Origin of the sequence: Pelagimonas sp., from assembly GCF_050633425.1 — a bacterium.
Lineage (GTDB): Bacteria > Pseudomonadota > Alphaproteobacteria > Rhodobacterales > Rhodobacteraceae > Pelagimonas.
Window position 1 is genome coordinate 218,639 of record NZ_JBOEGM010000020.1, and the last position, 25,724, is coordinate 244,362.

General features: G+C 56.7%; 24 protein-coding genes. 6 read left to right on the forward strand and 18 right to left on the reverse strand.

Translation table 11 applies throughout. The features are described from left to right. Positions 1-10: 10 nt before the first annotated feature. The 3 genes from ACRBB0_RS16805 to ACRBB0_RS16815 form a co-directional block, all read right to left on the reverse strand. The gene (locus ACRBB0_RS16805) at positions 11-400 is read right to left on the reverse strand and encodes a response regulator (protein WP_431375604.1); all 390 of its coding nucleotides are present in this window, start codon (positions 398-400) and stop codon (positions 11-13) included. Beyond that, positions 397-1,965 (reverse strand): sensor histidine kinase, encoded by a 1,569-nt coding sequence (locus ACRBB0_RS16810; RefSeq protein WP_431375605.1) that lies wholly within the window; start codon positions 1,963-1,965, stop codon positions 397-399. Before ACRBB0_RS16810 ends, ACRBB0_RS16805 begins: the two co-directional genes overlap by 4 nt. A 93-nt stretch (positions 1,966-2,058) precedes the next feature. Further along, entirely contained in the window at positions 2,059-3,846 is a 1,788-nt protein-coding gene (locus tag ACRBB0_RS16815; protein ID WP_431375606.1) for a feruloyl-CoA synthase, read from the reverse strand. 377 nt (positions 3,847-4,223) lie between these two features. On the opposite strand from ACRBB0_RS16815, the gene ACRBB0_RS16820 reads away from it, so the two are divergent. From ACRBB0_RS16820 to ACRBB0_RS16835, 4 genes are read left to right on the forward strand one after another with little or no spacing between them, the layout of a single operon-like run. Continuing rightward, entirely contained in the window at positions 4,224-4,988 is a 765-nt protein-coding gene (locus ACRBB0_RS16820; protein ID WP_431375607.1) for a crotonase/enoyl-CoA hydratase family protein, read from the forward strand. Positions 4,989-4,992: 4 nt separating this feature from the next. Further along, the gene (locus ACRBB0_RS16825) at positions 4,993-5,469 is read left to right on the forward strand and encodes a MarR family winged helix-turn-helix transcriptional regulator (RefSeq protein ID WP_431375608.1); all 477 of its coding nucleotides are present in this window, start codon (positions 4,993-4,995) and stop codon (positions 5,467-5,469) included. A 15-nt stretch (positions 5,470-5,484) separates the two neighbouring features. Next, positions 5,485-6,357, forward strand: coding sequence for an amidohydrolase family protein (locus tag ACRBB0_RS16830; RefSeq protein ID WP_431375609.1), 873 nt, complete (start codon positions 5,485-5,487; stop codon positions 6,355-6,357). Further along, on the forward strand, positions 6,354-7,922 hold the full coding sequence (locus tag ACRBB0_RS16835) for an acyl-CoA dehydrogenase family protein (protein WP_431375610.1): 1,569 nt from the start codon (positions 6,354-6,356) through the stop codon (positions 7,920-7,922). Before ACRBB0_RS16830 ends, ACRBB0_RS16835 begins: the two co-directional genes overlap by 4 nt. 107 nt (positions 7,923-8,029) lie before the next feature. Here the strand turns inward: ACRBB0_RS16835 and ACRBB0_RS16840 are convergent, their stop codons facing one another. The 8 genes from ACRBB0_RS16840 to cobA all read right to left on the reverse strand — a co-directional run bounded on the left by ACRBB0_RS16840 (position 8,030) and on the right by cobA (position 13,719). Then, on the reverse strand, positions 8,030-8,548 hold the full coding sequence (locus tag ACRBB0_RS16840) for a GNAT family N-acetyltransferase (RefSeq protein ID WP_431375611.1): 519 nt from the start codon (positions 8,546-8,548) through the stop codon (positions 8,030-8,032). Beyond that, positions 8,526-8,759 carry a hypothetical protein gene (locus ACRBB0_RS16845; RefSeq protein WP_431375612.1) on the reverse strand — a complete coding sequence of 78 codons (234 nt, stop codon included), beginning with the start codon at positions 8,757-8,759 and terminating at the stop codon, positions 8,526-8,528. The genes ACRBB0_RS16840 and ACRBB0_RS16845 overlap by 23 nt, the downstream gene beginning before the upstream one ends. Beyond that, entirely contained in the window at positions 8,756-9,466 is a 711-nt protein-coding gene (locus tag ACRBB0_RS16850; RefSeq protein ID WP_431375613.1) for a CbiX/SirB N-terminal domain-containing protein, read from the reverse strand. Before ACRBB0_RS16850 ends, ACRBB0_RS16845 begins: the two co-directional genes overlap by 4 nt. A 138-nt stretch (positions 9,467-9,604) precedes the next feature. Further along, entirely contained in the window at positions 9,605-10,828 is a 1,224-nt protein-coding gene (gene nirJ / locus ACRBB0_RS16855) for a heme d1 biosynthesis radical SAM protein NirJ (protein WP_431375614.1), read from the reverse strand. Beyond that, positions 10,828-11,316: a siroheme decarboxylase subunit beta gene (gene ahbB, locus ACRBB0_RS16860; protein ID WP_431375615.1), complete on the reverse strand. Its 489-nt coding sequence runs from the start codon at positions 11,314-11,316 to the stop codon at positions 10,828-10,830. Before ahbB (ACRBB0_RS16860) ends, nirJ begins: the two co-directional genes overlap by 1 nt. After that, on the reverse strand, positions 11,313-11,786 hold the full coding sequence (locus tag ACRBB0_RS16865; protein ID WP_431375616.1) for an Lrp/AsnC family transcriptional regulator: 474 nt from the start codon (positions 11,784-11,786) through the stop codon (positions 11,313-11,315). The genes ahbB (ACRBB0_RS16860) and ACRBB0_RS16865 overlap by 4 nt, the downstream gene beginning before the upstream one ends. Next, positions 11,786-12,859 carry a siroheme decarboxylase subunit beta gene (gene ahbB, locus ACRBB0_RS16870; RefSeq protein ID WP_431375617.1) on the reverse strand — a complete coding sequence of 358 codons (1,074 nt, stop codon included), beginning with the start codon at positions 12,857-12,859 and terminating at the stop codon, positions 11,786-11,788. Before ahbB (ACRBB0_RS16870) ends, ACRBB0_RS16865 begins: the two co-directional genes overlap by 1 nt. Positions 12,860-12,894: 35 nt before the next feature. After that, positions 12,895-13,719 (reverse strand): uroporphyrinogen-III C-methyltransferase, encoded by an 825-nt coding sequence (gene cobA, locus ACRBB0_RS16875; protein WP_431375618.1) that lies wholly within the window; start codon positions 13,717-13,719, stop codon positions 12,895-12,897. A gap of 340 nt (positions 13,720-14,059) precedes the next feature. Here cobA and ACRBB0_RS16880 point away from each other — a divergent pair, with 340 nt between their 5' ends. Next, positions 14,060-15,253, forward strand: a complete 1,194-nt coding sequence (locus ACRBB0_RS16880) for an NnrS family protein (RefSeq protein ID WP_431375619.1) — start codon at positions 14,060-14,062, stop codon at positions 15,251-15,253. Positions 15,254-15,390: 137 nt separating this feature from the next. Here ACRBB0_RS16880 and ACRBB0_RS16885 read toward each other — a convergent pair whose 3' ends face one another. The 6 genes from ACRBB0_RS16885 to ACRBB0_RS16910 all read right to left on the reverse strand — a co-directional run bounded on the left by ACRBB0_RS16885 (position 15,391) and on the right by ACRBB0_RS16910 (position 21,738). After that, positions 15,391-16,359, reverse strand: a complete 969-nt coding sequence (locus ACRBB0_RS16885) for a hypothetical protein (protein WP_431375620.1) — start codon at positions 16,357-16,359, stop codon at positions 15,391-15,393. Further along, positions 16,356-17,084: a sugar phosphate nucleotidyltransferase gene (locus ACRBB0_RS16890; RefSeq protein ID WP_431375621.1), complete on the reverse strand. Its 729-nt coding sequence runs from the start codon at positions 17,082-17,084 to the stop codon at positions 16,356-16,358. Before ACRBB0_RS16890 ends, ACRBB0_RS16885 begins: the two co-directional genes overlap by 4 nt. A 485-nt stretch (positions 17,085-17,569) precedes the next feature. Continuing rightward, on the reverse strand, positions 17,570-18,544 hold the full coding sequence (locus tag ACRBB0_RS16895) for a glycosyltransferase (RefSeq protein WP_431375622.1): 975 nt from the start codon (positions 18,542-18,544) through the stop codon (positions 17,570-17,572). A gap of 21 nt (positions 18,545-18,565) precedes the next feature. Next, positions 18,566-19,552, reverse strand: a complete 987-nt coding sequence (locus ACRBB0_RS16900; protein ID WP_431375623.1) for a glycosyltransferase family 2 protein — start codon at positions 19,550-19,552, stop codon at positions 18,566-18,568. Positions 19,553-19,576: 24 nt separating this feature from the next. Continuing rightward, complete coding sequence (locus ACRBB0_RS16905; protein ID WP_431375624.1) at positions 19,577-20,497, reverse strand: glycosyltransferase family 2 protein; 921 nt, start codon at positions 20,495-20,497, stop codon at positions 19,577-19,579. Between the two features lie 2 nt (positions 20,498-20,499). After that, positions 20,500-21,738: an oligosaccharide flippase family protein gene (locus ACRBB0_RS16910; protein WP_431375625.1), complete on the reverse strand. Its 1,239-nt coding sequence runs from the start codon at positions 21,736-21,738 to the stop codon at positions 20,500-20,502. Positions 21,739-21,943: 205 nt separating this feature from the next. Between ACRBB0_RS16910 and ACRBB0_RS16915 the strand changes: the two genes are divergently transcribed. Next, positions 21,944-23,167 (forward strand): polysaccharide biosynthesis/export family protein, encoded by a 1,224-nt coding sequence (locus ACRBB0_RS16915; RefSeq protein ID WP_431375626.1) that lies wholly within the window; start codon positions 21,944-21,946, stop codon positions 23,165-23,167. Here ACRBB0_RS16915 and ACRBB0_RS16920 read toward each other — a convergent pair. Continuing rightward, positions 23,160-25,709, reverse strand: coding sequence for an ATP-binding protein (locus ACRBB0_RS16920; protein WP_431375627.1), 2,550 nt, complete (start codon positions 25,707-25,709; stop codon positions 23,160-23,162). The two genes, ACRBB0_RS16915 and ACRBB0_RS16920, sit on opposite strands and share 8 nt — an antisense overlap. Positions 25,710-25,724: the final 15 nt, after the last annotated feature.

Sequence of the window (25,724 nt, forward strand, 5' to 3'; positions counted from 1 at the left end):
CCCGGTCCGCCTAATTGAGATTTGACGCCAGAACCTCTTTCAATGTGTCCAGCCGAACCGGTTTTGGAATAAATCCAGAAAAGCCCGCGCCATCGCATTCCGCCCGTTGCGCGTTTGAGACATTGGCGGTTACAGCAATCACTTTCGGACCTTCCGGCGCAAGCATTTGTGAAATTTGTTTGGTGGCGGCAACACCGTCCATATTGGGCATATTGATGTCCATGAGAATGACATCATAGTGCCCGGTTTCCGCTTTCTCGATGCATTCCAGACCGTCACGCGCCACCTCACACGACAATCCACAATGCTTCAGCAGTTTTTGCAGAACTTTGACGTTTATTGGTTCGTCATCGGCAACCAGGATGCGTGGCTGAATGTCGCCAATCTGAATCTCACTCATGCTGCATTCCTTTCGTCGTCATTCTTATTATGATCGGCATTGGCGATCTGTGTGGGGATGACCAAGGTAAATGTCGCCCCCTCTCCCAGTTCGCTTTCAACGGTGATGTCGCCTTTGGCCTCGCGGGCAATTCCCTGTGCAATCGCAAGACCAAGCCCGGTCCCCCCCGCTTTTCGACTGGAGGTGCTATCACCTTGTGTAAACCGTTCAAAGATGCGGATGCGATGTTCTCGGGCAATGCCCGGTCCGGTATCTGACACAACAACCCGGAACGTCACATCACCAGACATCTCAGCGGGCTCGATCGTTGCGGCCACACTCACTTTGCCTGTTTCGGTAAACTTGATCGCATTGCCGACGAGATTGACAATCACCTGCCGCAACCGCTTTGCGTCCCCCATAACAATAGGTGAATCCGGGTCAACAGAGACCTCAAGATCAAGCCCTTTATTGTCCGCGGTAAAGGTGGCAAAGCTGGTGGAATCCCGGATGAGCTTCACAACATCAACGGGTTCATTGACCAAACGGACAGCCCCTGCCTCAACTTCGCCAAACGTCAAGATCTCATCGATAAGGGCGATTTGACCGTCGGCACAAGAGCGCAAAATTTCCACCAATTCATAATCTTCTTCTTCCAGCTCGGCATGTTCCAAAAGCTGCGCGGCCCCGATAATCCCATTCATCGGCGTCCGCAATTCATGGCTAATCGTTGCGAGAAATTGTGTTTTGGCCATATCTGCCGCTCTGGCTGCAGCCGCCTCACGTTTCAAGGCCCCTTGAATATGGACAACCTCATTGATCAAAGGTTTGATGACAAAAACCCAGGCACAAACCGCCGCAATGAGCACGGCACCAAGCACGGTGAGCGCTAGAATGATCGGTGCTTGCCCGGCCTGAATTGAATTTCGTCGCAAAACCGCAGTGACACCAGACAATTGTTCATCGGACAGTTTACTCTTGGCTGCCCAATATTGTTCGACTGCTTCGTGGTCACGGGCCCCATCAACCAATACCGTTGCGGCATGTAACAAAATGTCACCAAAGGCCGCTTCAAGCGAGGGGGCATTTCCCAAAGCTGATGTCCAAGCTTCATCTTCTTCCCAAAGTGCTGCCAACTCTTCAGGCATTTCAGTGCCGAGCAAGCCCAGCTCGGCACTTAGGCCAATTGGATCAATCCCGGCTTGGGCCGTTCTTTCAGACAGGGCTGCCCGCACCGACGACACCCCTTCTGACATAATCTCATCGCCGTCCGGATCCGCAGCGCGCAAGGCGCCATAAAACCCGAGAGCGTCTTCAAAACTCGTGGTTGAGATATGGTGAGCGTGTTCATGCTCCGCTTCGATCAATGCGATTTGCCCGTCGATCAGGGCCATACTTTCCAAAAGCTGGCTCAATATAACGGTATAGCGGGCATTGAGCGCGGCGGACCGGTGGAAAACAACCGACCCCACGGTTGCCAACACCAAAGGAACCAACAAAACCGCCAAAGCGAAAAACACCCGCTTGCGCAAATGGTTACCTTTGCCCTCCCCGATGGGAGGCGTATTTTGCATCGTGTCAGTCATCGTTGGGCCTATTGATTAGTTGGTCCACACAATGATTAGTGAATCTTGCTGACCTCTTAACACTGCCCGACGATTTAGTTCCAATGCTGTGGATTAGGCGATGAAAACCCCTTCGTCTGAACGATACATCTCGTCAATCGCCTCGGCATTATGCGTGCGCAACGCCCGTTGGTTCAGGCTGCCTTTTTCGGTGATTTCACCCCGATCCAGACTAGGCTCATGCGCCAAAAGCAGGACCCGACGCACCCGGCTTGCGGATCCTGTTGCTGTTTTAGCAGCGGCGCTGATCCGTTCCGCCAAGGCCTGATTCAACTCATCCGGGGCCATTTGATGCGCCAGGGGCGACAGCCAAAGCAGCGCGCCGAGTTGGGCTTGGTTTTCTCCGACGATCACCGCATCCCGCGCCAATCCCCCCATCGCATCCACAAGTTTGGAACGCACCGCGCCAACTGAGACCCACGTGCCAGTCGATAATTTGAAGTTCTCGGCCACACGCCCATCAAAGAAAAATCCACGCGAATAATCATCTGGATCCACGGGGCGCAATGCGTCGCCCATGCAATAGAACCCTTCTTCGTCAAACACTTCCGCAGTTTTTTCCGGCGACCCTAAATAGCCCGGAGTGATCGACGGCCCCTTAAGCCGCAGCTCCAATTTCCCGTCCGAAGGCACAAGCTTCATCACAAGCCCGCGCGCAGGCACCCCTAGATTCCCAGCGGTTTTTTCCGGTTCGGTCCAAGCCAAAGCAAATGGCGCGGTTTCGGTCGAGCCAAGCCCAGTGGCCAGCAAAACATCCCGTCCGGTGACGTCCTTGCCGATCGCCATCAACTGATCCCAGGTGTGCTGCGCCATGCCCGCGCCCGCGTAAAACAGCATCCGCAATTTGGAATAGAACACCCGAGCAAGCTCTTGATCGGTTTCAAGCTCTTTGACCAGCTTGTCATAACCAATCGGCACGTTGAAATACCAGGTACAAGCGATCTCGCGCAAATTGCGCAGAGTCTCGTCAAATTCGCCGGGAACAGGGCGGCCGTCATCAATGTAATAGGTGCCGCCATTTGTCAGCACCAGATAAGAGATCTTGTTGCCAGCCGCCGTGTGGTTCCACGGGGCCCAGTTCAAGACAACTGGCGGTTCGGTTTCCAAGAAGCGGTAGCTGTCGCGCACCATAGCCTGCATTGCACAGATCATTTTGTTGGTATTGATCACCGCTTTGGGCGATCCGGTCGACCCGGATGTAAAGAGGTATTTCACAACGGTATCTGGCGTCAGCGCCGAGCGGGCGGCCACTGCGGCATCTGGTGCGCATTGGATCAGATCGTCGAAGGCGTGTGCGCCGGCAATGTGATTGCGCGCAGTGATCACCTGACAATCACCGCTGGCCAAAACGCCAAGAGGCTCTGCGAACATCGCCCCATCATCTGCAAAAATCGCGCCGGGGTTCAAGGTATCAACGATCCCTTTGGCCTTTTCGGCGCCTTTCGACACCAAGGAATAGGCCGGGGAAATGGGGGAATAGGGAATACCGACATAGGCGCACGCAATGCCCAACACCGCGTGTTCAAGGCTGTTTTCGGACAATATCAATAGCGGGCGATCCGGCCCTAGTCCCATCCCCAACAGCGCCGCCCCTGCGGCCCGCGCTTGGTCACGCCCTTGGGCATAACTGATACGGGTCCAGCTCCCGTCTTTTGCGCGGCGGGCAATCCAGGCGCGGTCAGGCGTGGTATCAGCCCACTTGTCCAGATAGTCGGCCAAAACCGGTAGGTGATCGGGCAAGTCTTCCACCTGACGCATGTAGACGGTCCCGTCTTCCAACGTGTCATATGTAAATTCCGGTGCCCAAAACTGGCCATCCAAAGGTAAATTTTGCGATGTCATTGCTGAACCCTCCCTAAAATAGGTTGTCAAATTATTAGTTATGCTTCATATCTATTATTGTCTATCCCCTTTTTGCGGGATACTGTAAGAATACCTGTTAGAACACCGGGCAAGAATTCTGAAAGACGCCCAAGATCGAAGACTGATGCAACCGGAGGAGACACCATGCCGATCGACAGCACTGTGGGTCCATTGACAAACATAGACCCCGATCAGATGGCCATGTACGAAAATGCCGACCTGTTCAGCGCCGGGTGGATGCGGGGCTCCCCCTCCTCAAGATATGCAACTGCATCCGCTCTGATCAGATCTGAAACGTGACACCCCATAGACAAGACAGCGCAATCAGCCTGCCGCCCCGCTAAGGAAATATGAATATGACAGACATCGTCCAGGTCGCCATTGACGGCCCGATTGCCACTCTCACCATGAACCGCCCCGGCAAGCGCAATGCCATGTGCGAAAAGCTGCTGGAGGCGATCTCTGCATTCTTCAATGCTCCGCCCGAAGGAGTGCGCGTTGTCATCCTGACCGGAACCGAAGGCCACTTTTGTTCCGGACTGGACCTTGCAGAACACGTAAGCCGCTCTGCCGAAGACAACCTCTATCATTCGCGTAGCTGGCACCAGCTTATGGAAAAAATCCAGTTTGGTGGGCTTGCAGTGGTCTCGGCCATGTTTGGCGCGGTGATTGGCGGCGGGATGGAGCTGGCGTCGGCCACCCATGTGCGCATCGCCGAACCCTCAACCATTTTCCAACTGCCCGAAGGCCGACGCGGCATCTTTGTTGGAGGCGGGGCCACAGCGCGGGTTGGGCGGCTGCTTGGGCCGGATCGGATGACCGAAATGATGCTGACAGGCCGCAAATACAATGCCGATGAAGGCTTGGATCTGGGTCTGGCACATTATTCGGTCGGCGAAGGCGAAGCGCTTGAACTGGCGCAAAAACTGGCTGGCAAAATCGCGCGAAATGCGCCCTTGTCAAACTATCTGATGATCCAGTCCATCGCGCGCATCAACGACATGTCGCAATCGGATGGCCTGTTTACGGAATCGCTGGCCGCCGCCTTGTCCCAGACCACACCGGATGCCGAAGAAGGTCTCAAGGCCTTCCTGGAAAAACGTGCGCCCGTCTTCCGGTAAAGTGATGAAACAGAAAACCGAAAAACCTCAAACCACCGCGCCGAAGGTCAACGATGAAACGTTGCGCCGTTTCGTTGGCTATCATTTGAAACGGACGTTCAACATCATTCAGGCCGACCTGACCCAAACGCTCAAGCCCTTTGGGTTGCGGATGTTGACCTATACGGCGCTGGTTTTGATCGTCGACAACCCCGGTCTCAGCCAGGCGCAACTGGCCGAGGCGATGGGGATTGAGCGCCCCAATCTGGTGGTGATCGTTGACGAGCTGGAAGGCCGAGATTTGATCACACGTGATCGGGTTCCGACCGACCGGCGCGCCTATGCGCTCAAAACGACGTTGGCCGGCAGACGTTTGTATGACCAAGCCCTCGAAGCCGTCATAGCCCATGAAAATCAAATGCTTGCCAACATTGACGACGAGTCTCGGACCCGTCTGATCCAAGCCCTAACTGATATTCGCAAGCCCCAATCGACCTCATAGACACGGACCTGACCCATGGTAGATCTTTCTAAAATCCGCGCGATTGACATTCACACCCATGCCGAAGAACCCTGCGGCTGCCATTCTGACGATGGCTATGACGATTTGCAGGCACGCATGGCCGAATATTTCGGTGCCAAAATCGTGCAGCCCACAATCGATCAAACTGCAGCGCATTTTCGCGAACAGAATGTTGCGGCGGTGATCTTTCCCGTCGATGCCGAACGTGAAACCGGCTATCGGCGTTTTTCCAACGATGAAGTCATCGAACAGGTGGCCCGCAACAGTGACATTCTGATCCCCTTTGCCTCCATCGACCCCTGGAAAGGCAAAATGGCGGTACGCGAAGCCCGTCGCCTAATCGAAGAGCACGGCATCAAAGGGTTCAAATTTCACCCAACCATGCAGGGATTTTTCCCAAATGATCGCATGGCCTATCCCTTCTATGAACTGCTGGCCGAACATAACGCCATTGGCCTGTTTCACACCGGCCAAACCGGTGTCGGCTCGGGCATGCCCGGTGGCAATGGCATGCGGTTGAAATACTCCAACCCCATGTATCTTGACGATGTCGCCGTGGACTTCCCCGACATGAACATCATCATGGCGCACCCGTCATTCCCATGGCAAGAAGAGGCGCTCTCCGTCGCGCAGCACAAGCCAAACGTTTACATTGACCTGTCTGGTTGGTCGCCGAAATACTTCCCGCCAATTCTTGTGCGTTACTGCAATACCATCCTGAAAAAGAAGGTTCTGTTTGGCTCTGACTGGCCGATGATCACCCCGGCGCGCTGGCTCTCGGATTTCGAAGCCATCGACATCAAAGACCACCTGCGCGAAGACATCATCAAAAACAACGCCGCGCGTTTGTTGGGTCTGATGAAATGACGCCGTTTTCAGCGCCCGTTGACGATATTCTGTTTTCGCTCAATCACGTATCGGGTGCTGATGCTCTACCCGATTGGGATGCGGATCTGGCAGGCGAAATACTTGGCCATTTCGCCGCGTTTGCCGAGGGGGTGATCGCCCCCATCGACGAAAGCGGTGATGCGCAGGGATGTCGGTTGGAGAACGGCAAAGTCACGATGCCAGATGGCTTTGCCGCAGCTTACCAAGACTTGGCCGAAGGGGGCTGGCAAGGACTGAGCGCGCCCGAGGCCTTCGGTGGAATGGAGCAAGGCCACCTTATCGCTGCCGCCATTTCCGAAGTGTTCTCTGGTGCCAACCACGCCATGAGCATGGTCTGCAATCTTGTTCCCGGTGCCATCGCCACTTTGATGCGCTTTGGCACCGAGGCGCAAAAGCAAAACTGGATTCCGCGTCTGGCTGCCGGTGAGGCCTTGTCGACAATGGCTTTGACCGAACCGGGCGCGGGTTCTGATCTGTCGGGCATACGCAGCAAGGCCGAACAGACCGACACCGGATGGACCCTGTCGGGCGAGAAAATCTTCATTTCCGGTGGCGATCAGGACATGTCTGACGACATTCTCCACCTCGTTCTGGCCCGGACCGGCAGCCGCGAAGAAGGGGTCAAAGGCCTATCCTTGTTCCTGACATCCAAATCTCAGGCTGCAGAGACGATCACAATCACAAGGATTGAGGAAAAACTAGGTCTGCACGCCTCGCCCACCTGCCAGATGGCCTTTCAGGACACTCCTGCCGAACTTGTCGGTGAGCTGGGGGCCGGGTTGGCGGCCATGTTCACAGTGATGAACCACGCGCGGATTGACGTCTCGCTGCAAGGCGTTGCCCATGCATCGCGTGCCTATGCCATTGCCAAAACCTATGCGGATGAGCGTGTTCAGGGGCGCAAGCCCAATGGCGCGCCGGCGGTTCTGTCGGACCATGCCGATGTCCAACGGATGCTGACCGAACAGCGCAGTCTCGCCCTTGGCGCGCGTGCTATGGCCCATATCACCTTGGTCGAGCTTGAGAAAAAGGACCGACCGGCGTTGGTCGATTTTCTGACACCGCTTTGCAAGGTTTTTTGCACAGAAGCGGGCATACGCTCCGCTGATCTTGGCATTCAAATCCTTGGTGGCTACGGCTATCTGACCGAATACCGCGTCGCCCAGACTTGGCGGGATGCAAGGATCACTTCGATCTACGAAGGGGCCAATGCCATTCACGAACTCGCGACGGCGACACGAGGTCTCAAGACGCGCGGGGGCGCAGGCCCTGACGGGTTTGACGCACTGATTGGCGAGCTTACCGACAACGCCGACATACTCGCTCTGCGCGATACGTGGCGCAACGCCCGTGCCACCATGGAATCGGCCACCGATCCATCTGCCTTGGCGCATGACTTCACGCACTTAACCTGCGAGCTGTTCTTCCGGGCGGTATGGTCCCGGCTTGCCTCAGTCAGCGATCAACAGGATATGGCAGCGCTGTTCAGCTATGTGGCCAACCGCCCGCTTCCGGTGTCGGTGACCCACTTCCAAGCCGCGTAACGCGCCAATAGATACCACAAAACAGGCCTGTTCTTGCGGGCCTGTTTTTATTTGAGCTTGTGTTTTAACGGCTGTCGTTTGGCGCACTGTCCTTGCCTGTCGTGTCGTTACCTGACGGTTTGCCCATGGCCGTCAGGATCTTCTCCCAGGTCAAACACCATCTGCGGCAAGACCCGCCCTGCGATCGATCTTGATGGAACAGCCTTAACCGTTCGCAGCCCCAGCGCCTCATAGAACGGCACAGCAGCCGGATCGGCATCCAGCCAGACACAGTGAAGCCCCTTCGCCTTTGCTTGACCAATCAAATGGTCCCAGAGTAAGCGCCCAAGCCCCTGTCGCTTTTGGTCCGGTGCCACAAACAACGCGCAGACCTCTCCCGACGGGCCGTCCGTGTCCGGCTCCAAACCGATGACACCGACAATACCTTTCGCCTCCGCAGCCCAATACGCCCGCGTTTCAAAATGCTGTTCGGTGATCAAAAGCTCTTTGCAGCACGCCTCCATAAACGCGTCGTCATAGCCATTTGATTGCATTGATCGCATCGAAAGCGCGCTCAGCGTTGCGGCTTCTTTGGGGTGGGCTTGTCTGATCCGAACGCGCAGATCACACCCGCCCTTCGCCTTCATTGATCAGCCCCTGAACCCAATGTGCTGTCATGTAATTGGCGGGGATACCCAAAGGCAGAGCGAGTATCAGCGCAACAAGCGGCGGCATCACCGGGAGACCCACCGCCTGACCTAGCAAAAACAGCATAAACAGGTTGATCGCCAGCGCTGCCGCGACAAACGGGTACAAGATCAGCTTGAGTTTAAAACTGGTTTTGCGAAGCACTATCATCCATTCTCTCCCGGATCATGTTGGGCTTGGAGGCGCAGGGCATCGGCAATGATCGTTGCGGTTTGCGGCCAGTCGATAAAGGACGGCAAGACCGGGCCAGCGAACTCAGCGGCCTCGAGGGCTTCGGGCACATCGTCAATCATATGCCCAGCCACAAGGGCGAAAAACGGCAGGCACATCGCCTGGCCTGCCCCTGTTGCGATGGGCTCCAAAAACGGCTCCTCTTCGACAAACCCGGTGCGGATTTCGCGAAAATCAAACCGCTCCTGCAACCCTTTGGCAAAATCATTGGCAGCGTTTGCGCTGCGTTTCGACACCGCAGAGCCATGCGCCGCAACCACCAACGCGGTGGCCGATGCCCGCCATCCCTGCGCGCTCAACTCTTCCAACAGACGTTCCTCAACTACGTCCAAAAGCGCTGGATCAACGCCAAAGGGCCCCATTGGGGCCAAGCCATACGCCTCGAGCCGCTTGGGCAAAACCCGCCCGGTAAAATAGCCTTGCGCCATAAAATACGGGTAGACCAACGGCCTATCCATCTGATCCAAGACCGCCTCAAGCCGCCCCGGAGCCGCCAGCGTCGCGCTGCGAATGTCCCAGCCCGGCAGCAATCCGGCCACCTGCGCCGCCAATGCGGCCAGCGCGTTTTCTTGGGTCTCGGCATCCGATGGGCTGCCGTGGGTTACGATCAGGGCGGAATGAGTCATGATGTGGCTTGTCCTTGGCGCGTCGCCCTTGGATATAGCTGCCGCGCCCGCCTCTTCAACGCCAATTGCCGCCCTTGGTCCGGTTGGCACCGGCAAATCGTATTGTATGCCCCAATTGAGGTCACAAACACCGAGACCTCACAAGAACTGATGTTTCGGATCGTGGCGTTTGCCCCGAAACGGCGTCACAACCACCCCGTCGCCAGCTCCATCGTCAATCCCAACCTCTTGGTTGGCCATATAACAGGCCGGGTCTTCGGCCCAAGGATCCCCCGTCACTTGCAATGCCCGAATGCGGGTATTGCCACCACAAACCTGCTTAAACGCACATTCTCCGCAGCGACCTTTCAAGGGACGTGGGCGTTGGCGCAGGGTCGCCAACATCGGATCATCACCTGTCCACAACTCGGTGAAGGGTGTCGATTTGACATTGCCGATGGTGTAGTCGGACCAATAGGTATCAGGATGCACCCGGCCCAGCGGATCAATATTGGCGACCCCCAAACCCGATGAATTCCCACCCCATGCTTCCAGATGCGCCTGCACCTGTGCCGCCTCGGCTGCGCTGAAATTATCTTGAACCCAGCGTAGGAAATACACTGCATCCGCATCGTTGTTCCCGGTCACGAGCTCCAAAGGCTTGCCGCTTTGAAGCGCATCCCAGCCGCGCGCAATCAGCGTATCCATCGCCTTGCGGGTGCGTTTGTGTTCTGTGTCATCACCACGATGTTTGTCGCCGCGTCCCGCATAGACCAGATGGGAAAGATAAAACTTATCAACCCCCTCTGCATCACACAGATCAAGCATATCGTCCAACATGTGGGCGCTGTCTTCGGTGATGGTAAAGCGCAGACCCACTTTGATCCCGCGCTTTTTGCATTCGCGAATACCGCGCAGCGCCTCGTCATAGGCCCCTTCTTGGCCGCGGAACCAATCGTTGAAGTCTTTGACGCCGTCGATGGAAATCCCGACATAATCAAAGTTGAGGTCCGCCACCTTGGCCACCGCATCCCCGGTCAGTTTCGTGCCATTGGTCGAAAGCGCCAGATACCGAAAATCCAATTCCCGCGCGCGCTTGGCAAGATCAAAGAAATCAAACCGCGACAGCGGTTCCCCACCCGAGAGGATCAAGGCCGGAATTTTGAACCTATTCAGATCATCCAAAACCCCCATCGCTTGCTCATGGTTCAGCTCACCGGGGAACTGAACATCGGCCGACGTTGTATAGCAATGCCGACATTTCAGATTGCAGCGTCGGGTCATATTCCAGATCACCACCGGTTTCACCCCGCCCGATCCACGGCGCACCCGCACCGGTGTCGGGGTTTTCAACTGTTGCATATATTGAGACAGACGGAACATCAGGAACGTCCTTTGGTCAGGCGCATTCCGGTCTTTTTCAGAATGCGCGTGGAATAGAGAATATCGTTGGATCGGCAGGCATCGCCCAAAATGGCAATCACCTCGGCGCGATGCGCCTCAACCTCGTCTCGGGTCGAGCCATGAAGCATTGCAAACAGGTTATAGGGCCATTCCGGCAAGGCGCGCGGGCGCAGATAGCAATGGCTGACAAAGTCCAGAGCACCGATTTGTGCGCCCAACTCTTCAGACACCGTATCGTCGACATCCCAAACCGACATGCCATTCGCCACCATGCCCAGCGCATAATGGTTGGGAGCCACGGCGATCCGGCGGATCACACCGCGCTCGATCATGGCGCTGATCCGCGCCACAACCTCAGCTTCCTCAAGCCCAAGCCAACCCGCCACCTCGGCGTAGGGCTGCGCCGTCAACGGCAACCCGCCCTGAGTGGCCGCCAAAATTTTGCGGTCGAGTGTGTCAATCGTCATGCCGAGACCTTGAAGCCGATAAAAAACTCTTTGAGTTTCGGAAAGCGCTTCACCTCAATCTCGGTTTCCGCCTCAATCCGATCCGCCACCTCGTCAATGCCGCTCGGTTGGTCACAGGCCAAAACGAACCACATATTCAGGTGATGGGCACGTTCATAATTATGCGCCACCTCCTTGTGGGCATTGACCAAAGTCATGACCTCTTCGAATCTTTCCCCCGGCACCGCCATGGCACATAGGCAAAACGCCCCGCCCATCGCTGCAGCGTCAATAAACGGCCCGAACCGGGTGATCGCACCGATTTCGCGTAGATTGGCAAGCCGATCCAACACATCACTTTCAGTAATACCCAAGGTCTCCCCGACCTCGGCATAGGGCCGATGGGACAGCGGAAACCCATCTTGCAGCCGATTGATCAACTCTCGGTCAATCGCATCCAACGCCTCAGGGGCCAGGGGTTTGCGGCGCATCAGGCGGCCCTTTCTCTTCGGTCTTGCAACACCGCCCCGGTCTGCTTGAAACAGCGCACCGAAAACAGCGGTTGATGGGGAATACCCGCCAGTTCGGGTAAAGCCGACGCGGTCTTTAAAATCTCCTGCGCCTCACTGCGCGACCGCGCATGGATCATCGAATACAGGTTGTATTCCCAGACGCCAGGGACCGTGACCCGCTCATAGCACAGGGTCACACCGGGATGCTGGGCAAGCGCTTCTCCGGCGGCCATCATCCGATCCGCCGGGACTTTCCAAACCACCATTGCATTGGACGACCAGCCCACCGAGCGATGCCGCACAATCACGCCGATCCTGGTCAGAATTCCGGCGCGCAACAACACTTCCAGCCGCGCAATCACCCCATCTTCTGACCATCCCAAATGCGCCGCCATGTCCTCATAGGGGCGCGCCACCAACGGCATGCCTTGCGACATAGCATGCAACAACGGTCGGTCTGTCTCTTCAAACGCCGTCACATCGGGCTCCCCCCGGCGCGGCGTGGTCTTGCGCGCCCCCGACAAGCGAAACCCAAGGTCAATGTTAAACGGCCGACGCAGGCGCAAGTCCAAGACCTCAAGCCCGGTGTCGCGCCGGATTGCATCCAAGCTGTCCTCGAGCGCCGCACCATTCGGAGCCGTTGCGACAAACCAAAGGTTCCAGTCGTTTTCGCGCAAATAAGAGTGATTAACACCCGCCTCTTGCCCGATCCGCGCCGCGACCGCGCCCAACCGGTCTTCGGGAATAGCCATTGCCGCAAGGGTCGATGCACCCGCCGTATTGGGGCGCACCGTGCCACCAACCCGTGCAATCCGCCCATCGCGCAATAACGCGTGCAACCGCGTCAACACCTGAACGTCGCTAAGATCAAGAGCCGCTGCAATCTCCTGAAACGGCTGAGGCACGAGCGGAAAATCGCGCTGAAACTCATCGAGCAAACGTTGGTCAATTGGATCAAGACGAGAGATCATCGTGACGCTCTCCTTTTTGTACGGGATACGGGACAGGGATGGCACGCTGGGGGGCAATGCCCCTGCTAAAAGATTGGTCAAACCGGCATCTTTTCGGGCAAATGAAAGCGCTCAGATCAGCCATAACGCACCGCCTTTGCCTGCGTCTCAGGGGCGGTGATCGCCAAGGTCTGCGCTGCGGTGGGGGACAATGACACAACATGCCCAATCACAAACAGCAACGGAGCCTCAGGCACCGCCTGCCCAACCGCCTCGGCAATATGTCCAAGATCGGAAATCACCTGCGTTTGGCGCGGGGTTGTTGCGGCTGAAACCGCCATAACAGGCAGGGACGATGCCATGCCATGGCGGATCAGTTTGGACGCAATGTCTGCGATATTCATCGCGCCCATATAAACGACCAAGGTCGTGTCTGCGTTGGCAAGGCTGGCCCAATCATGATCCAGCACCGCGTCTTGGCAACGATGCCCGGTGACATAGCGCACCCCGGCTGCCAACCCGCGATGGGTCAGCGGAACGCCCGTTGCCGCAGCCGCGCCTTGCGCTGCCGTGATGCCGGGCACATACTTAAATTCAACACCCGCCGTCTTGAGTTCGGCCGCCTCTTCGCCGCCACGGCCAAAGATCAGCGGATCGCCCCCTTTCAACCGCGCCACACAAAGCCCACGCCGCGCCAGATCAACCAGCAAAGCGTTGGTTTCATCCTGCGTTAACCTGTGATGCCCCGGAGCCTTACCCACATCAATCTGCAGCACATCCTCAGGAACCAAATCCATAATCTCGGGCGAAACCAGCCGGTCATAGACCACCACATCGGCACCTTTCAGCGCGCTCAAAGCTCTGCGTGTCAGCAAGCCCGGATCGCCCGGCCCTGCCCCAATCAGCAAGACCCGCCCCGGCTTATGGCCCCCCGGCCTTAATCCCAATGTCGTTGTCGTCATGGCTCACTCGCGGTTCGAGATGGCTGCACTTTGCGGCGGAAGATTCTGTTTCCCGCCCTGTTACCCTCAACCCTGCCGAGAACGTGTTCCGCTCTCCTTGACTTTGGTCAAAGCAAAGTCAGCCCAACTCTCTGAGGGTGCTGTTGACAGCTATTCCCCTGCACTCCGCAGCCGCAAATCGGTCTATGCCTATGCCCCTTCTGACAGTCCTCGCCGCGCTCAGCGACCCGCGCCAAATACCACCCTTCTGGCAAATCTGGACACGCCGCCCATTGCGCCCCGCAACTGTGGCAATCGCGCCCCAGAAACGTGCAAGCGCCCAGCGCCCGAGGGTTTTGCGATGATCGCTGCTCCGCTCAAACGCCTGCTCTCTGCCGGGTACCGCGTCTTCTTCCTTCTGGCGGGTTTGTCTGCCATTTGGATTATCCTTGTTTGGGAAATCTGGCAGGCCAGCTTGGGGGATATCTCGCTGCCTAGCGCCCAACCGCCGCATCTGTGGCATGCCCATGAAATGATTTTTGGCTATGGTGGTGCCGCCATTGCCGGTTTCCTGCTCACCGCCGCCCCGAGCTGGACCAAATCGGGCCCGGAGCCAATGACCTTCTTCGCAGCAACCTCTGGCCTCTGGCTTGCGGGGCGGTTGGCCATATGGTGGTCAGGTTCCCTCCCCCTCACAGCCGTCGCGCTCATCGACCTGCTCTTCTTGCCCATCCTCGCAGGCCGCATCCTGCAAACCCTTCTCAAACGCCCCAAACCTCAGCAAATGATTTTGCTCGTCGCCATATTGATCTTCTGGTCTGGCAACGTCTTGGTACATCTCGAATGGGTGGGCATCACCGCTGACACCGCTGATCGCGGCCTGCGCGGCGGATTGCTCTCTCTTTGCGCGCTGATCATGATCCTTGGTGGACGCGTCACCCCCGCGTTCACCCGCAACGCCATGCTGCGCAGTGGTCGCGAAACCGGCCTGCCCGCAAATCCCACGCCGCTTGCCGTTGCATCTATCGCTCCGGCGTTGCTCACCCCCATTGCGCTGTTAACGGGCGCGCCGCACTGGGTCACCGGCACATTGGCCCTCGCCGCCGGTATATTCGGGCTTGCGCGCACCGCTCTGTGGCGCGGCACATGGGCCTATAAACAGCCAATCATCTGGACGCTGCACCTCTCCTACGCGCTCAACGCGCTTGGGTTTGTGCTGCTTGGCGCGGCATCCTTTGACTTCGCCACCGAAATCAACGCCCTACATATGTTGGGCATTGGCGGCGTTGGAGGCATGACCCTCGCGGTGATGTCACGCGCCGCGCTCGGTCATTCCGGTCGAAATCTCATCGCGCCAAAAGCCATTGTCCTCGCCTATGTTCTGATCCCGCTGGCCGCCTTGTTGCGCACAGCCGCCAGCCTCTGGCCAACAATCTACATGACCGGCATTTTGCTTTCAGGCGCGCTCTGGGTTCTTGCCTTCACCCTCTACACCGTCGCTCTCTGGCCAGTGTTTTGGGGTGAACGTCTGCACAAGCCAAAGCCTGTGGCCTAGAAACCGGCCGCGCGTTTGGCCGTCGTTACCACATCGACAGCGCTTAAGAGCAAGACGCATCGTGGGGGACAAAATTTGCCCCCAAACAGGCCATTCAGGATGGTGGGAGTCGCTTTTCAACCATCGTATCCGGGCCTTTAAACAGTCTGTGCCCAGGTCCCGTTGGGTTCGATGGCAAACGGCACTTCTTGATGGCCATCTTTCATCAGATCCCGCACCGCATCTTGCTGGCCATTGGGGCAACACACCATAACAAAAGCGGACACTTTTCCGCCCGGCAGCTGAGCAAAAGCCCCAAGCTCACGCACATTGGCAACCGTGCGCTGCACATAATCGTCGGTGAATTTGCCGGGCAAGGTCATTTTCAGACGTTGCTGTTCGCCGATAATTTCACCCACGCGCTGAATGTCACCCGCGATCAGCGTTGGTAACAGTTCAATGCCGATGGCCTTGATCTCGTGGAGGTGATCAAGCCCCTTATCCAAATGGCTTTCCAACAAGTTCAAAGACGGTTTGCTCTTGGCGTGATGGCCGCCATAAAAGAACAACAAGCTCTCTTGGAACCGGCTTCGGACCTCCTCTGACAGCGCAACAGATTTCGGATGGATGCCATGCTTGTCATACTCGATATACCGAATATCACCCAGCGCACAGATGGCCGGGTCATGATAGCCGGATGCGCCTTCCAGCACTTCGACCTCAATATGCGCCGCTTTTTCAAGCAACTCCTGCTGGGTCTTCTCAATGCCCTGGAAACGATACATCGCGTTCAGCAACCCGACACAGACCGCCCCGGACGTACCCAAACCGGATTCCCCAGCCAGATCGGTCATCACCACAAGCTGAAGCGGCTGATCAACCAGTCCGGTCACCTTCAATGCTTCCCGGATCAGATCATTTTTGATGTCCGCATGTGTGACAACCTTTTCATGCGCATCCGAATAGCGCAGGTCAAAAAAGCCATCCATGCTGGCCTTGATGATCACATACACATGTTTGTCGATCGCCATGCTTAACGTCACACCCCCAAACTGGTGCGCGTAGGATTTGATGTCGGTCAGACCACCAGCCAGCGGCAGTCTCAGAGGCGTTTTGGTAACGATCATAGGTTTACATCCATCCCTTCCAGTTGCCTGACCCGCTGGGCAATGCGCAGCGTGTTTATCTCAGGCGTGGGTTCCGTGCCACCCAGATGCAACCATTCTTCTTCAATAAGATAGCCGATGCTTTCTCCGTCGGCGATGGCGTCTTGCAGGTTGGGCATAACGCGATACTCGACTTCTTTGCGGCCGGTCAAACGCTTCACCATCGCCTCGGAAAACTTCCAAAGACCGATGTCGACATAATCACTGTCGCCTTCCCAGGCCTTGGTCACCCGGTTGCCTTCAAGCGACACACGGATTTTCGCATGTGCCGGATCCCGATCCGCCGCCACGCTCTGAACCACCGACATGTCATGCGACAGCATCGACGCGAACTGTTCGGATTTGACATAGCCATCCGCCAACCACACCACACAGGGGCCGCTAAGCTTGGCCTGTTGGTAGGCGGTCAAAATGGCATGGCCAGTGCCCAACGCCTCATCTTGGACGACATAATTGATCTTAAGTCCATTATAAGAGTCGCCAAAATAGGATTGGATTTGCTCTTTGTAATGGCCCACCACAAGCGTCAGGCTAGAGGCCGACACATCGATACCTGATTGCGTCAAATTGCGCACCGACAGCTCAAGAAACGGTTTTAGGCCAATCGGATACATACATTTTTGCAAATAACTGCCGAGATCGCCAAAACGGCTACCCTTGCCAGCTGCGAGACAGATCAGGTTCATAAAGGTTCTTTTCTTTTAATGGTTATCATTTTGGCGGTTCGCGCGGCCCGAGCACTTGGCCCATGTCCGAGTCACGTTATAGCTCAACAGCCCAAGCGCTGCGAGTGGTGATCATCACCTGTTTCACAGCCCTTGCAACGCGATCCCAAAGCACGCGATACCGTGCGAAAACCATCATAGGCCAGCGTCTTGGTCGCCTATCCACCTGCGCCGAAACGCCATCATAGTGCTACAGATCGAAACTCTGGCACCGTCCCGCACAGGTGCCAAAACAACCCGGACCTTCCTTAGTGGTGACAAGCCTGGCATGTTTTGCCTTCGTAAACTTTCAATCCTTGTCAGCAAAGTCGTTTGATCTCGGCGGCAGCTTCCCCGTCGTGTTCTCCGCGTCGATACGATGAAACACCGCCGCCTTTTCAGAGCATCGCCTTCGATTGACGAGAGAAGGTCACAAACAAACCAAGCTCGATATTTCATCACACCAATTAGGGGGAAATGACATTTCCAGCCAGATTATCGCGCCACTTCCCCAGCATCTTTTGCTTCCAGGCATCTGCGTCGCCCCGGCCCATCGGGGTCAGTTTAATCTGTTTTTCACAGAATGATTTCAGCCCTTTGGCCCATATCCCAGCCCCGCAACCGGGCACCAAAGTGATCCCCTTTCTGTCAGGTTCCTTTAGCGCATCTACGTTTGCTGCCAAAACGGGGCGGCCCGCTGCAAAAGCTTCTGCGGCCACCAAACCAAAGGCTTCCCAACGTGATGGCATCAAGACGGCATCGACCTGTGCATAAATATCACTCGACGTGGCTGAGTGGCCAAAAAACTTGATGCGCGTATCCCCCTTCGCCAATTGTTTCAGGTGGTGTTCCTCTGAGCCGCTGCCAAAGATTTTCAACTCCAATTCCAAACCTTCGAGCCTTCTAAAAGCCTTGATTGCAATGTCGAAACCCTTTTGCCGATCCAGTCGTCCGATCAAGCCAAGCCGCCTTGGCCGTGACCCAGCCGGAGGCACATTGGAAAATGCGGTAAAATCGACGATGCTGTTGCAGGTTTCCAGCGCGTGCAGTGCAACCAGGCTTCGGCTGCGCATCCAAGTGGCTTGGGCCTCGCTCACACAGATCACGCTATCGAACACGGAATAGCTTGTGCGCAATAGGTTAAAGAAACGCCTGCGGTTCGCCACGTTCAGCGCGGTGAACGATTGGGTATAACTGTGTTCAACATGGATCATCCGCGAGCGCGGAAATCGGGCGCGCATGGCCAACAACATCGGCAAATTGCGCCAACTGACCGCAAGATGCGACACGATAATGTCAGGGCTTGGGTACAAGCGACGCCAGTCTTGGAAATCCAAGACGCTATGGCGGCAGGTCGGGTCTGGTGCGCTCGTTAGGAACGATACCATACGCATCACACCACCCGGTGTACGATCATCAATCAAGTGAACGGCAGTTTTCATCAGAGCCTCCTTACGGTAAAATTAAAATCGTTTGATGGCGGTCAACGCCTTCATCGCTTGCCGTATTCGCAAAGCACCGGCCCGCTTGAGAACCTCGGCGGCCGCAAGCGTCGTGAGCGTTTTGATCGGTTCCTCAATCAGAGGTCGGCGCGACATCTGAAGGGATTGCCACGCAAAATCATGACCACGCCGCGCGAGGTTTAGGCTGATCGCGCGACGGGCGAGATAGCGATACTGATACGCTCTTGCGGCACTGGCATAGGTATCAAAGAACCCTGGGTTAAGGTCGGTAAGTTTGGCGACCATGCGTTCCCACGCGTCCAATTGTTGATCAATGGAGGCTGAAAGGCCGTTGCTGCTGATGCGGTATTCGGTCAACATCTGCGCCACGCCCTCGATCTGCCAATCTGTCGTCAGCATCAAACGCAACCAACATTCGATGTCTTCCGACTGGCGAAAAGTTTCGTCAAAAACCCAATCGCGTTCGGTTTCAAAATGCGGTCGATATGCGATGTCGGCCAGCGCAACACGCCGCGCCACAACCGCCGAGCCATTGCCAATAGGATTGCGTTTGAACACATGCGCCGGTGTCACACCGCGCCGGCGCGGTTTTTGAACAATGCCAATTGGGGCACCTGCCTCATCAATAAGCTTTGACCCTGAATAGCTTAGCGCCACATCGCGATTGGCATTCAGGTGCCGTATATGCACGTCGAGCTTATGGGGCACCCACAGGTCATCGGCATCGCAAAACCCGACATAATCGCCGCGCGCAGCCGCGATGCCAGAGTTGCGCGCACCCGCCAGACCCCGGTTGGTTTGACGCAGAATTCTTAACCGAGGGTCGGCCTCAAACTGCCCCGCAACTTGGGCTGTCTCATCGGTTGAGCCATCATCGACAACAATGATTTCAAAATCTCGGTAAGTTTGACAGAGCAAAGACCGTAGCGTGTCAGGCAATGTCTGGCTGGCGTTATAGGCCGGGACAACAATGCTGGCGGTGGGCATTTGGCAGATCCTTTCGGGATGAGGTCAAGAAAACAAAGTTGTGCGAAGTTTCGGCGGCAAAACCAGCGCGACGACGGACGCCGCAGCCGTTGCGGCTCCGCGATGAACAGGGGTGAAAAAACCAGACGGGCTATGACCGATGCCGCGCAGGGTTAATCCCAAGGCCTGCAATCGGCTGGATTTCAACCGCAAAGAGCGCCGGGCAAGGTAACGCAGATACGCCGCCTCGGCCTTGGCATCGCCCTGCACGCCGTAGTCGCGGGCGCGCTCTAATACCGCGCGTCGGCTGCGTTCCATTTCCCTGAGATCCGACGACAATCCGTCAGGCGAACAGCGGTACCAAACCAACAGCCGATCCATTCCCCTGATCACCGCCCCAGCGCCAAGCAGACGCACCAAAAGATCAAGGTCTTCGTTGTGAACAAAAACCGGATCAAACCCACCGATGGCCTCAAAGGTCGGCTTGCGCAGGCTGAGGTTGGACAGGGTGCAAACCGGATTCTCTGACAGCATGTCCGCGATCGTCAGCGCGGCGGGTTTAACAGTTGATCGTGTGTGACCATCACCGGGAATGGTTCTGAAAAAGCCGACTTTGCCATAAACGCCCTCAACATCATCTAAGCGAAACAGGTCATCCACCTGCCCAAGTTTGTCAGGCGTCCAGACGTCATCTGCATCGCAAAAACACAAGATGTCCCCGCGCGCGCACGCCAAGGCTCCAAAATTGCGCGCCGTGCTCGGCCCTTTGCCCGGATTGCGCAACAAACGTATGCGCGGATCACGGTTTTGATAGGTTTCGATCACCCCCTGCGTCCCATCACAGGAACCATCATCAACGCATAGCGCTTCCCAATTGGTGAAGCCTTGCGCCAAAAGGCTGTCCAGCGTTTCCGCCAGTGTCTCGGCTGCGTTGAAACAGGGAATGACAATTGAAAACCTTGGCATTGTTAGACCTCGTTTGGTTTTTGGAAAAGGGCATCAAACAGGATGGGCGCTGCGAACCCGGTCATGATGAGCGCACTCACCAAGAGATAACTCCACGCCATGGTGACGAGCCCAAAGGAGGCGGTCACAATCGTGCTGATCCCAAGTGCCAGCGCCAAAATTGTGCCGACTCGCAATTCGTCTTGCGGGCGTCCGTTTGCGCGCAAAAGGCCGGCACAACCCGTCCAGATCAATCCGGGGATCGCTGCCAGACATAGGATCGACACCGGTTCGATCACCGCCTCCCACCCGTCTCCGAGCAACAGCGGAACATAAAGAGGAGCCAGAAGCGACTGAGCCAAAACAAAGGGAGAGACGACGCAAACCGAGACGATCAAACTGTGGCGCAAAGCGACAGATCGGTTTGGTGCCGAGCAGAGATGCGGAAACAAGGCGACGGAAAAAGCCTGCGTCACGGATGTTGCAAGACTAAGTCCAGCGTTGAACGCCATAAAATACAGGCCAAGGGCTTCGGCTCCAAGCAAGAGGCCGACAATCAACTTGTCTGCTTGGACGCGCAAAACTTTGACAAGCTCGATGCCAATGACCGCACTTCCAAACCGCAAAAACGGAGAAAGAGCTGCGGTTCCTGCTGCTGGATTGGAAGTCCAGGGGCGCAGTCGGCGCATACAGATCAACCAGATCGGGGCGGCGACAAGGCGCGGCAAGACCAAGGCCAGAGGCGACGGCCACAAAAGGGCAAGGATCGCAGTTGCCAGATTGGCCCCAACGATCTGACCTCCGGCGATGACGGCCGTTTGCTGCAATTTGCCTTCGCGCATCGCGAGGGCGGCCTGAACCAACCCGGCAGGCATAAAGAGGTATTCCAAGGCCAAAATCGCCAGCAAAATGCCAAGCTCTTGCGCCCCCAGCGCAAACAGACCAGCGGCGATCAGCCATTGGAAACCGGTGAGGCCAAAACACCAGTGCCGAAACAGGGACTGCGCGCGGTTGCACGTCGCTTCAAGCGCCTCTTGCGGGGCGGCGATGATCCGTTGACCGACGCCGTTTTCGCTCAGAGCTTTTAGAATGTCGCCCGCAGCCAGAGCCGCAGCGGCCACGCCGATTTGCGCCGCATCCATACTGCGGGCGACGGTGATCACGACCAAAATACGTGTCATCTTGGCCGTGATCTCGGAGGCACCAAAAGCAAGGAAGTCGGGGATAAATCCGCGACCCTGTCCGTGAGTGTGTTGCGTCATAATGGGCTCCGATCCGAGAGATACCCATGTGTAACCTGCTGAAAATTAGCAGTCTTCATCCCCTCAGGATCAAGCCTGAACACTTTTGTGCGTCGCCCTATCCATTGGGATTGCCCCGCCGTCCCGATCCCCATCTCGCAGGACCAAGAGCCTTGGCGCTAATCTGAAGCCAGCCCAAAAGGACGTATCCCAAATGGACGTATTCATGACCCGTTTTTTACCCCTGAAGATTGCCTCCACCCTTGCCCTGTCGCTGCTTCCGGGCTGCGCCAGCCTTAAAACGCCTGATAACATCGAGCCGGTCGCCCAAGGGCAGGCCTATCAGGCGCAATACCGCAAACCTGCCAAGGCAAAATCGCGGTATCTGGAGGCCCGCGAGATGAATGAAACGCCCTGCCTGCCCCCGATTGGCGGCAAGCCAGAGGACTCGATTGGCAAATGGTCAGCCCCCGGTCTCAGCCCGCTTTTGGGCGAAAAGCTCACCCGCAACGATCTTGTGCAGCTGGTGGTCGCAGGCGATGACACCTTTAGCGGTGATTACGTTGTGTCCCGTGATGGTCACTTGACCTTGCCGCATATGCCCCCGGTCCCGGCGCAGGGTAAAAGCACACGAGACGTGGAGCGCGCCGTGCAGCGGGCCTTGGTCGCCTCCGGGCACTATGGCACCGCCCCCCAGCTCTCGTTGCGTATTCTGGATTTCGCCGAGGTTAGCGTTGGTGTGATCGGGGCGGTTTTTGAACCCCATGCGGTTCGGATCGGCGCGGTTTCCGGCGATCAAACCGATCGGATGCGGCAGGGCGCGATTGGGGCCTCAACAGAAGAACGCAACCTCTCTGTGGCCTTACGGGCTGCTGGCGGCGTGCGCCCGGACGCCGACCTCTCATCGGTTGAACTACACAGGGCCGGACAAATCTATCGGATGGATTTGCGCGGCATTTTTGATGGCAGCGACCCAACCGACGTCATGTTGTTAAGCGGTGATCGCATCGTCGTCAAAAGCCGTCAGTGTTTCCAAGATGACCTGATGCGCCCGAGCCCGATCAGCCCACCGGGTGTGACGCTCTATATGTCGAACTTAACACAACCCGCCACCGGCAACGCAGAATCTGCCATTGGGCGCTCGGTCCGCGAAGTGCCTTATGGTGCGCGTTTCTTGCAAGCGGTGGTTGACACCAACTGTGTCGGCGGCGTGAAACTGACCAATGCCAACCGCCACGCCGTGTTGTTTTCCCGCAATCCCGTGACACAGGTTTCCGTGGTGATTGAGCGCAATATCGAACGGTTGCTGCGGCGGGCGGATCGGGATGATTACGACCCCTATGTCCTGCCCGGCGACGCCATTGCGTGTTATGACAGCACGGTGACCAACATCGCGGATATCGGGCGGGTCACAACGGTTGTGGGCGCGGCCGCATTGGTGCTCAAATAACGGTTGAGCGCCAGTTTTCCAGCGCGGCACGGCTCTCTTGCCAACAGCCGCGCAGATCGGGCAGCGCCTGCGCGAAAGCATCCCGCTCGCCAGCCAAACAGAGTTTTTCGAGTTCGTTCAGACACAAATGCAACCGTTGTGCGCCAAACATCGCCGCACTTCCGGCAACGTTATGGGCCCGGATGGCCGTGGCAGGCAAATATGCGTCTGGCCCCACATCCGCGATCAAGTGGTCTGCATCGGACATCATCCGCGTGAACAGGGCTTCCAAAGCCGTTGCATCCAAAGTCTTGCGCATTTGTTCCAACTGGCTCTGGTCAAGAAGGTCGCCCGACTGGCCAGATGGTGCACTTGCGCCTTCTGCTGCCACCAATGCGTTTTGCAGAGCCTCAAAAGTCAGAGGTTTGCCAAGAACACCCGACAGCCCGGCCTCAAGATAAGAGCGCGTGTCATCAGGCAAAACATTGGCGGACACAGCCACGATTGGCACGTCGGAAGACGCCCCGCCGCCTTGACGAATATGCGACGTGGCGGTGACCCCATCCATGCCCGGCATCGAGATATCCATCAAGATCACATCAAATCGCCGGGCCGCCGCTTGCTGAACCGCATCCAACCCGTTGGTGGTGCAGGTCACGCCATGCCCTTCGTGTTTTAGCATCGCCGCCATGACATCCAGATTGATCTGATTGTCATCCACCACCAGGATGTTCATCTTGGGCGGCAACGCTGCTTGGTGGTTCGGGTCCGTATCAACCGTGCTTGGGGCGGTCGTGCGTTCAACCGGCAAGGTCACGTCAAATTGACTGCCTTTGCCCAGAGTGCTGGACACTTCGATACGCCCGCCCAACGCCTCGGCAAACCGACGCGCAATCCCAAGACCCAGACCCGAACCAGGAGCGGCACGGTCCAACGAGGCATCAAAGGTTTGAAAATCGTCAAACACATTGGGCAAATGATCTTGGGCAATCCCGATCCCTGTGTCGCTGACCGACAGTTTCAGCGACATGGAATCGTCGGCGGCGGGCTCGATCTGGGCGACAATCGCAATACGCCCGTCGCGGGTGAACTTGATCGCATTGCCGACAAGGTTCAGCAAAATCTGTTCAAGCTTGTGCGCATCGCTGAGAACCCAATCCTGTTCGGTTCCGTTCCACGACCAATCAATCACATTGCCCCGTTCTGCCGCGGCCCCACCTTGGGCATCTACGATTTTCTGGATCAGCAGACCGGGGTTTAATGCATCGTCTCGCACCGAAACCGTGCCTGCCTCGGCGCTGACAATATCCAAAACGGCGTTCACATGGCGCAGTAGGGACTGGCCCGAGATGTCCATATTGCGAAGCATCTTTTGCTGCGCCTGCGTGAGCGGTTCACGTGCCATCAACTGCAAGGTGCCCAGTATTCCATTGAGAGGCGTGCGAATTTCGTGGCTCATAACGGCCAAAAAATCGGTTTTGGCTTTTTCACCCGCCAAAGCCTGATCTCGGGCTTTGATCAGCTCTTTTTCATCGGCGCGCACTTGGGACATGTCGCGCAAGAACGCGACAAACACTTCTGCCTCGTCTTCATTGACCTCCGAAAGTGCCATTTCGACCGGGAAGACCGATCCATCCTGACGACAGGCTTCCAATTGCACGCGGCCTTGACCGATAACACGCCTGTCGCCACCAGCCAACATACGGGCCATTCCGTCGCGATGGGCCTGGCGCAAATGGTCAGGAACGATCAGATCGCCGACAGGCACCCCTTGGACATCCGCCGCCAAATAGCCAAACATCTGTTCAGCAGCCGGATTCAGAGTCAGAATTTCACCGGTATTTTTGGTGACAACAACCCCATCCAGCGAGGTTTCCAAAATGCCCTGCAGTCGGGAATTGGCTTGGACGACTTTGATGCTTTGACGATGGGTCTGGCGATTGAAATAGAACAGCCCAAAACTCAACATCGCCATCACGAAAAGCATGGCCCCAGTCAAATAAACCAGATGTGTCAGGGTGACGGCGCTTTGGTTTCGATCTTGGTCAGACTGACGGGCGAAAAAGGCCACGCCGTTTAGGGCCAATTCCCGAACATCAGACCTCATGGCCAGAGCGGCTGATTGTAGGTCTGGCAAGGCAAGGATCAGCCCCGCATCCGGGCCATCCAAAGTGTCGACCAAACCATCAAGCCCTGAGCCAATCGTATCAAGCAGCGTGCCAAGCTTTGGGTCTTGTTGAAACGCCGCAAAAAGCGCGCCCTGCTCAAAAAGATCAATACGAGAATAGAACAGATCAAAGCGCAGACGGATGTCAGCAAGCTGTTGCGTCGTCGCCGTCTCTGGGGTGATCGACAACGCTTCTAGAAATCGCAGGTAATCCACTTCGCTCTGGCTCATCGACCACTCAACATTGTCTGTTTTGGCAAATTTGAGGGTCTCAAGCTCTTGTAGGGCTTCGTTATAGATGAACCACGTCAGGACGGCGAAACCCGCAACGGCCAACAAGGTTCCAAGGATCGGAAGCCGAAACCGATGTACAGCCTTTGACCTAGTGGCACTCATGTAACGACAACTCCC

Bases quoted from the DNA above. Each gene is read 5' to 3' on its own strand.
- ACRBB0_RS16805 (WP_431375604.1), bottom strand. From the start codon at position 400: ATGAGTGAGATTCAGATTGGCGACATTCAGCCACGCATCCTGGTTGCC.
- ACRBB0_RS16810 (WP_431375605.1), bottom strand. From the start codon at position 1,965: ATGACTGACACGATGCAAAATACGCCTCCCATCGGGGAGGGCAAAGGT.
- ACRBB0_RS16815 (WP_431375606.1), bottom strand. From the start codon at position 3,846: ATGACATCGCAAAATTTACCTTTGGATGGCCAGTTTTGGGCACCGGAA.
- ACRBB0_RS16820 (WP_431375607.1), top strand. From the start codon at position 4,224: ATGACAGACATCGTCCAGGTCGCCATTGACGGCCCGATTGCCACTCTC.
- ACRBB0_RS16825 (WP_431375608.1), top strand. From the start codon at position 4,993: ATGAAACAGAAAACCGAAAAACCTCAAACCACCGCGCCGAAGGTCAAC.
- ACRBB0_RS16830 (WP_431375609.1), top strand. From the start codon at position 5,485: ATGGTAGATCTTTCTAAAATCCGCGCGATTGACATTCACACCCATGCC.
- ACRBB0_RS16835 (WP_431375610.1), top strand. From the start codon at position 6,354: ATGACGCCGTTTTCAGCGCCCGTTGACGATATTCTGTTTTCGCTCAAT.
- ACRBB0_RS16840 (WP_431375611.1), bottom strand. From the start codon at position 8,548: ATGAAGGCGAAGGGCGGGTGTGATCTGCGCGTTCGGATCAGACAAGCC.
- ACRBB0_RS16845 (WP_431375612.1), bottom strand. From the start codon at position 8,759: ATGATAGTGCTTCGCAAAACCAGTTTTAAACTCAAGCTGATCTTGTAC.
- ACRBB0_RS16850 (WP_431375613.1), bottom strand. From the start codon at position 9,466: ATGACTCATTCCGCCCTGATCGTAACCCACGGCAGCCCATCGGATGCC.
- nirJ (WP_431375614.1), bottom strand. From the start codon at position 10,828: ATGTTCCGTCTGTCTCAATATATGCAACAGTTGAAAACCCCGACACCG.
- ahbB (WP_431375615.1), bottom strand. From the start codon at position 11,316: ATGACGATTGACACACTCGACCGCAAAATTTTGGCGGCCACTCAGGGC.
- ACRBB0_RS16865 (WP_431375616.1), bottom strand. From the start codon at position 11,786: ATGCGCCGCAAACCCCTGGCCCCTGAGGCGTTGGATGCGATTGACCGA.
- cobA (WP_431375618.1), bottom strand. From the start codon at position 13,719: ATGACGACAACGACATTGGGATTAAGGCCGGGGGGCCATAAGCCGGGG.
- ACRBB0_RS16880 (WP_431375619.1), top strand. From the start codon at position 14,060: ATGATCGCTGCTCCGCTCAAACGCCTGCTCTCTGCCGGGTACCGCGTC.
- ACRBB0_RS16885 (WP_431375620.1), bottom strand. From the start codon at position 16,359: ATGATCGTTACCAAAACGCCTCTGAGACTGCCGCTGGCTGGTGGTCTG.
- ACRBB0_RS16890 (WP_431375621.1), bottom strand. From the start codon at position 17,084: ATGAACCTGATCTGTCTCGCAGCTGGCAAGGGTAGCCGTTTTGGCGAT.
- ACRBB0_RS16895 (WP_431375622.1), bottom strand. From the start codon at position 18,544: ATGAAAACTGCCGTTCACTTGATTGATGATCGTACACCGGGTGGTGTG.
- ACRBB0_RS16900 (WP_431375623.1), bottom strand. From the start codon at position 19,552: ATGCCCACCGCCAGCATTGTTGTCCCGGCCTATAACGCCAGCCAGACA.
- ACRBB0_RS16905 (WP_431375624.1), bottom strand. From the start codon at position 20,497: ATGCCAAGGTTTTCAATTGTCATTCCCTGTTTCAACGCAGCCGAGACA.
- ACRBB0_RS16910 (WP_431375625.1), bottom strand. From the start codon at position 21,738: ATGACGCAACACACTCACGGACAGGGTCGCGGATTTATCCCCGACTTC.
- ACRBB0_RS16915 (WP_431375626.1), top strand. From the start codon at position 21,944: ATGACCCGTTTTTTACCCCTGAAGATTGCCTCCACCCTTGCCCTGTCG.
- ACRBB0_RS16920 (WP_431375627.1), bottom strand. From the start codon at position 25,709: ATGAGTGCCACTAGGTCAAAGGCTGTACATCGGTTTCGGCTTCCGATC.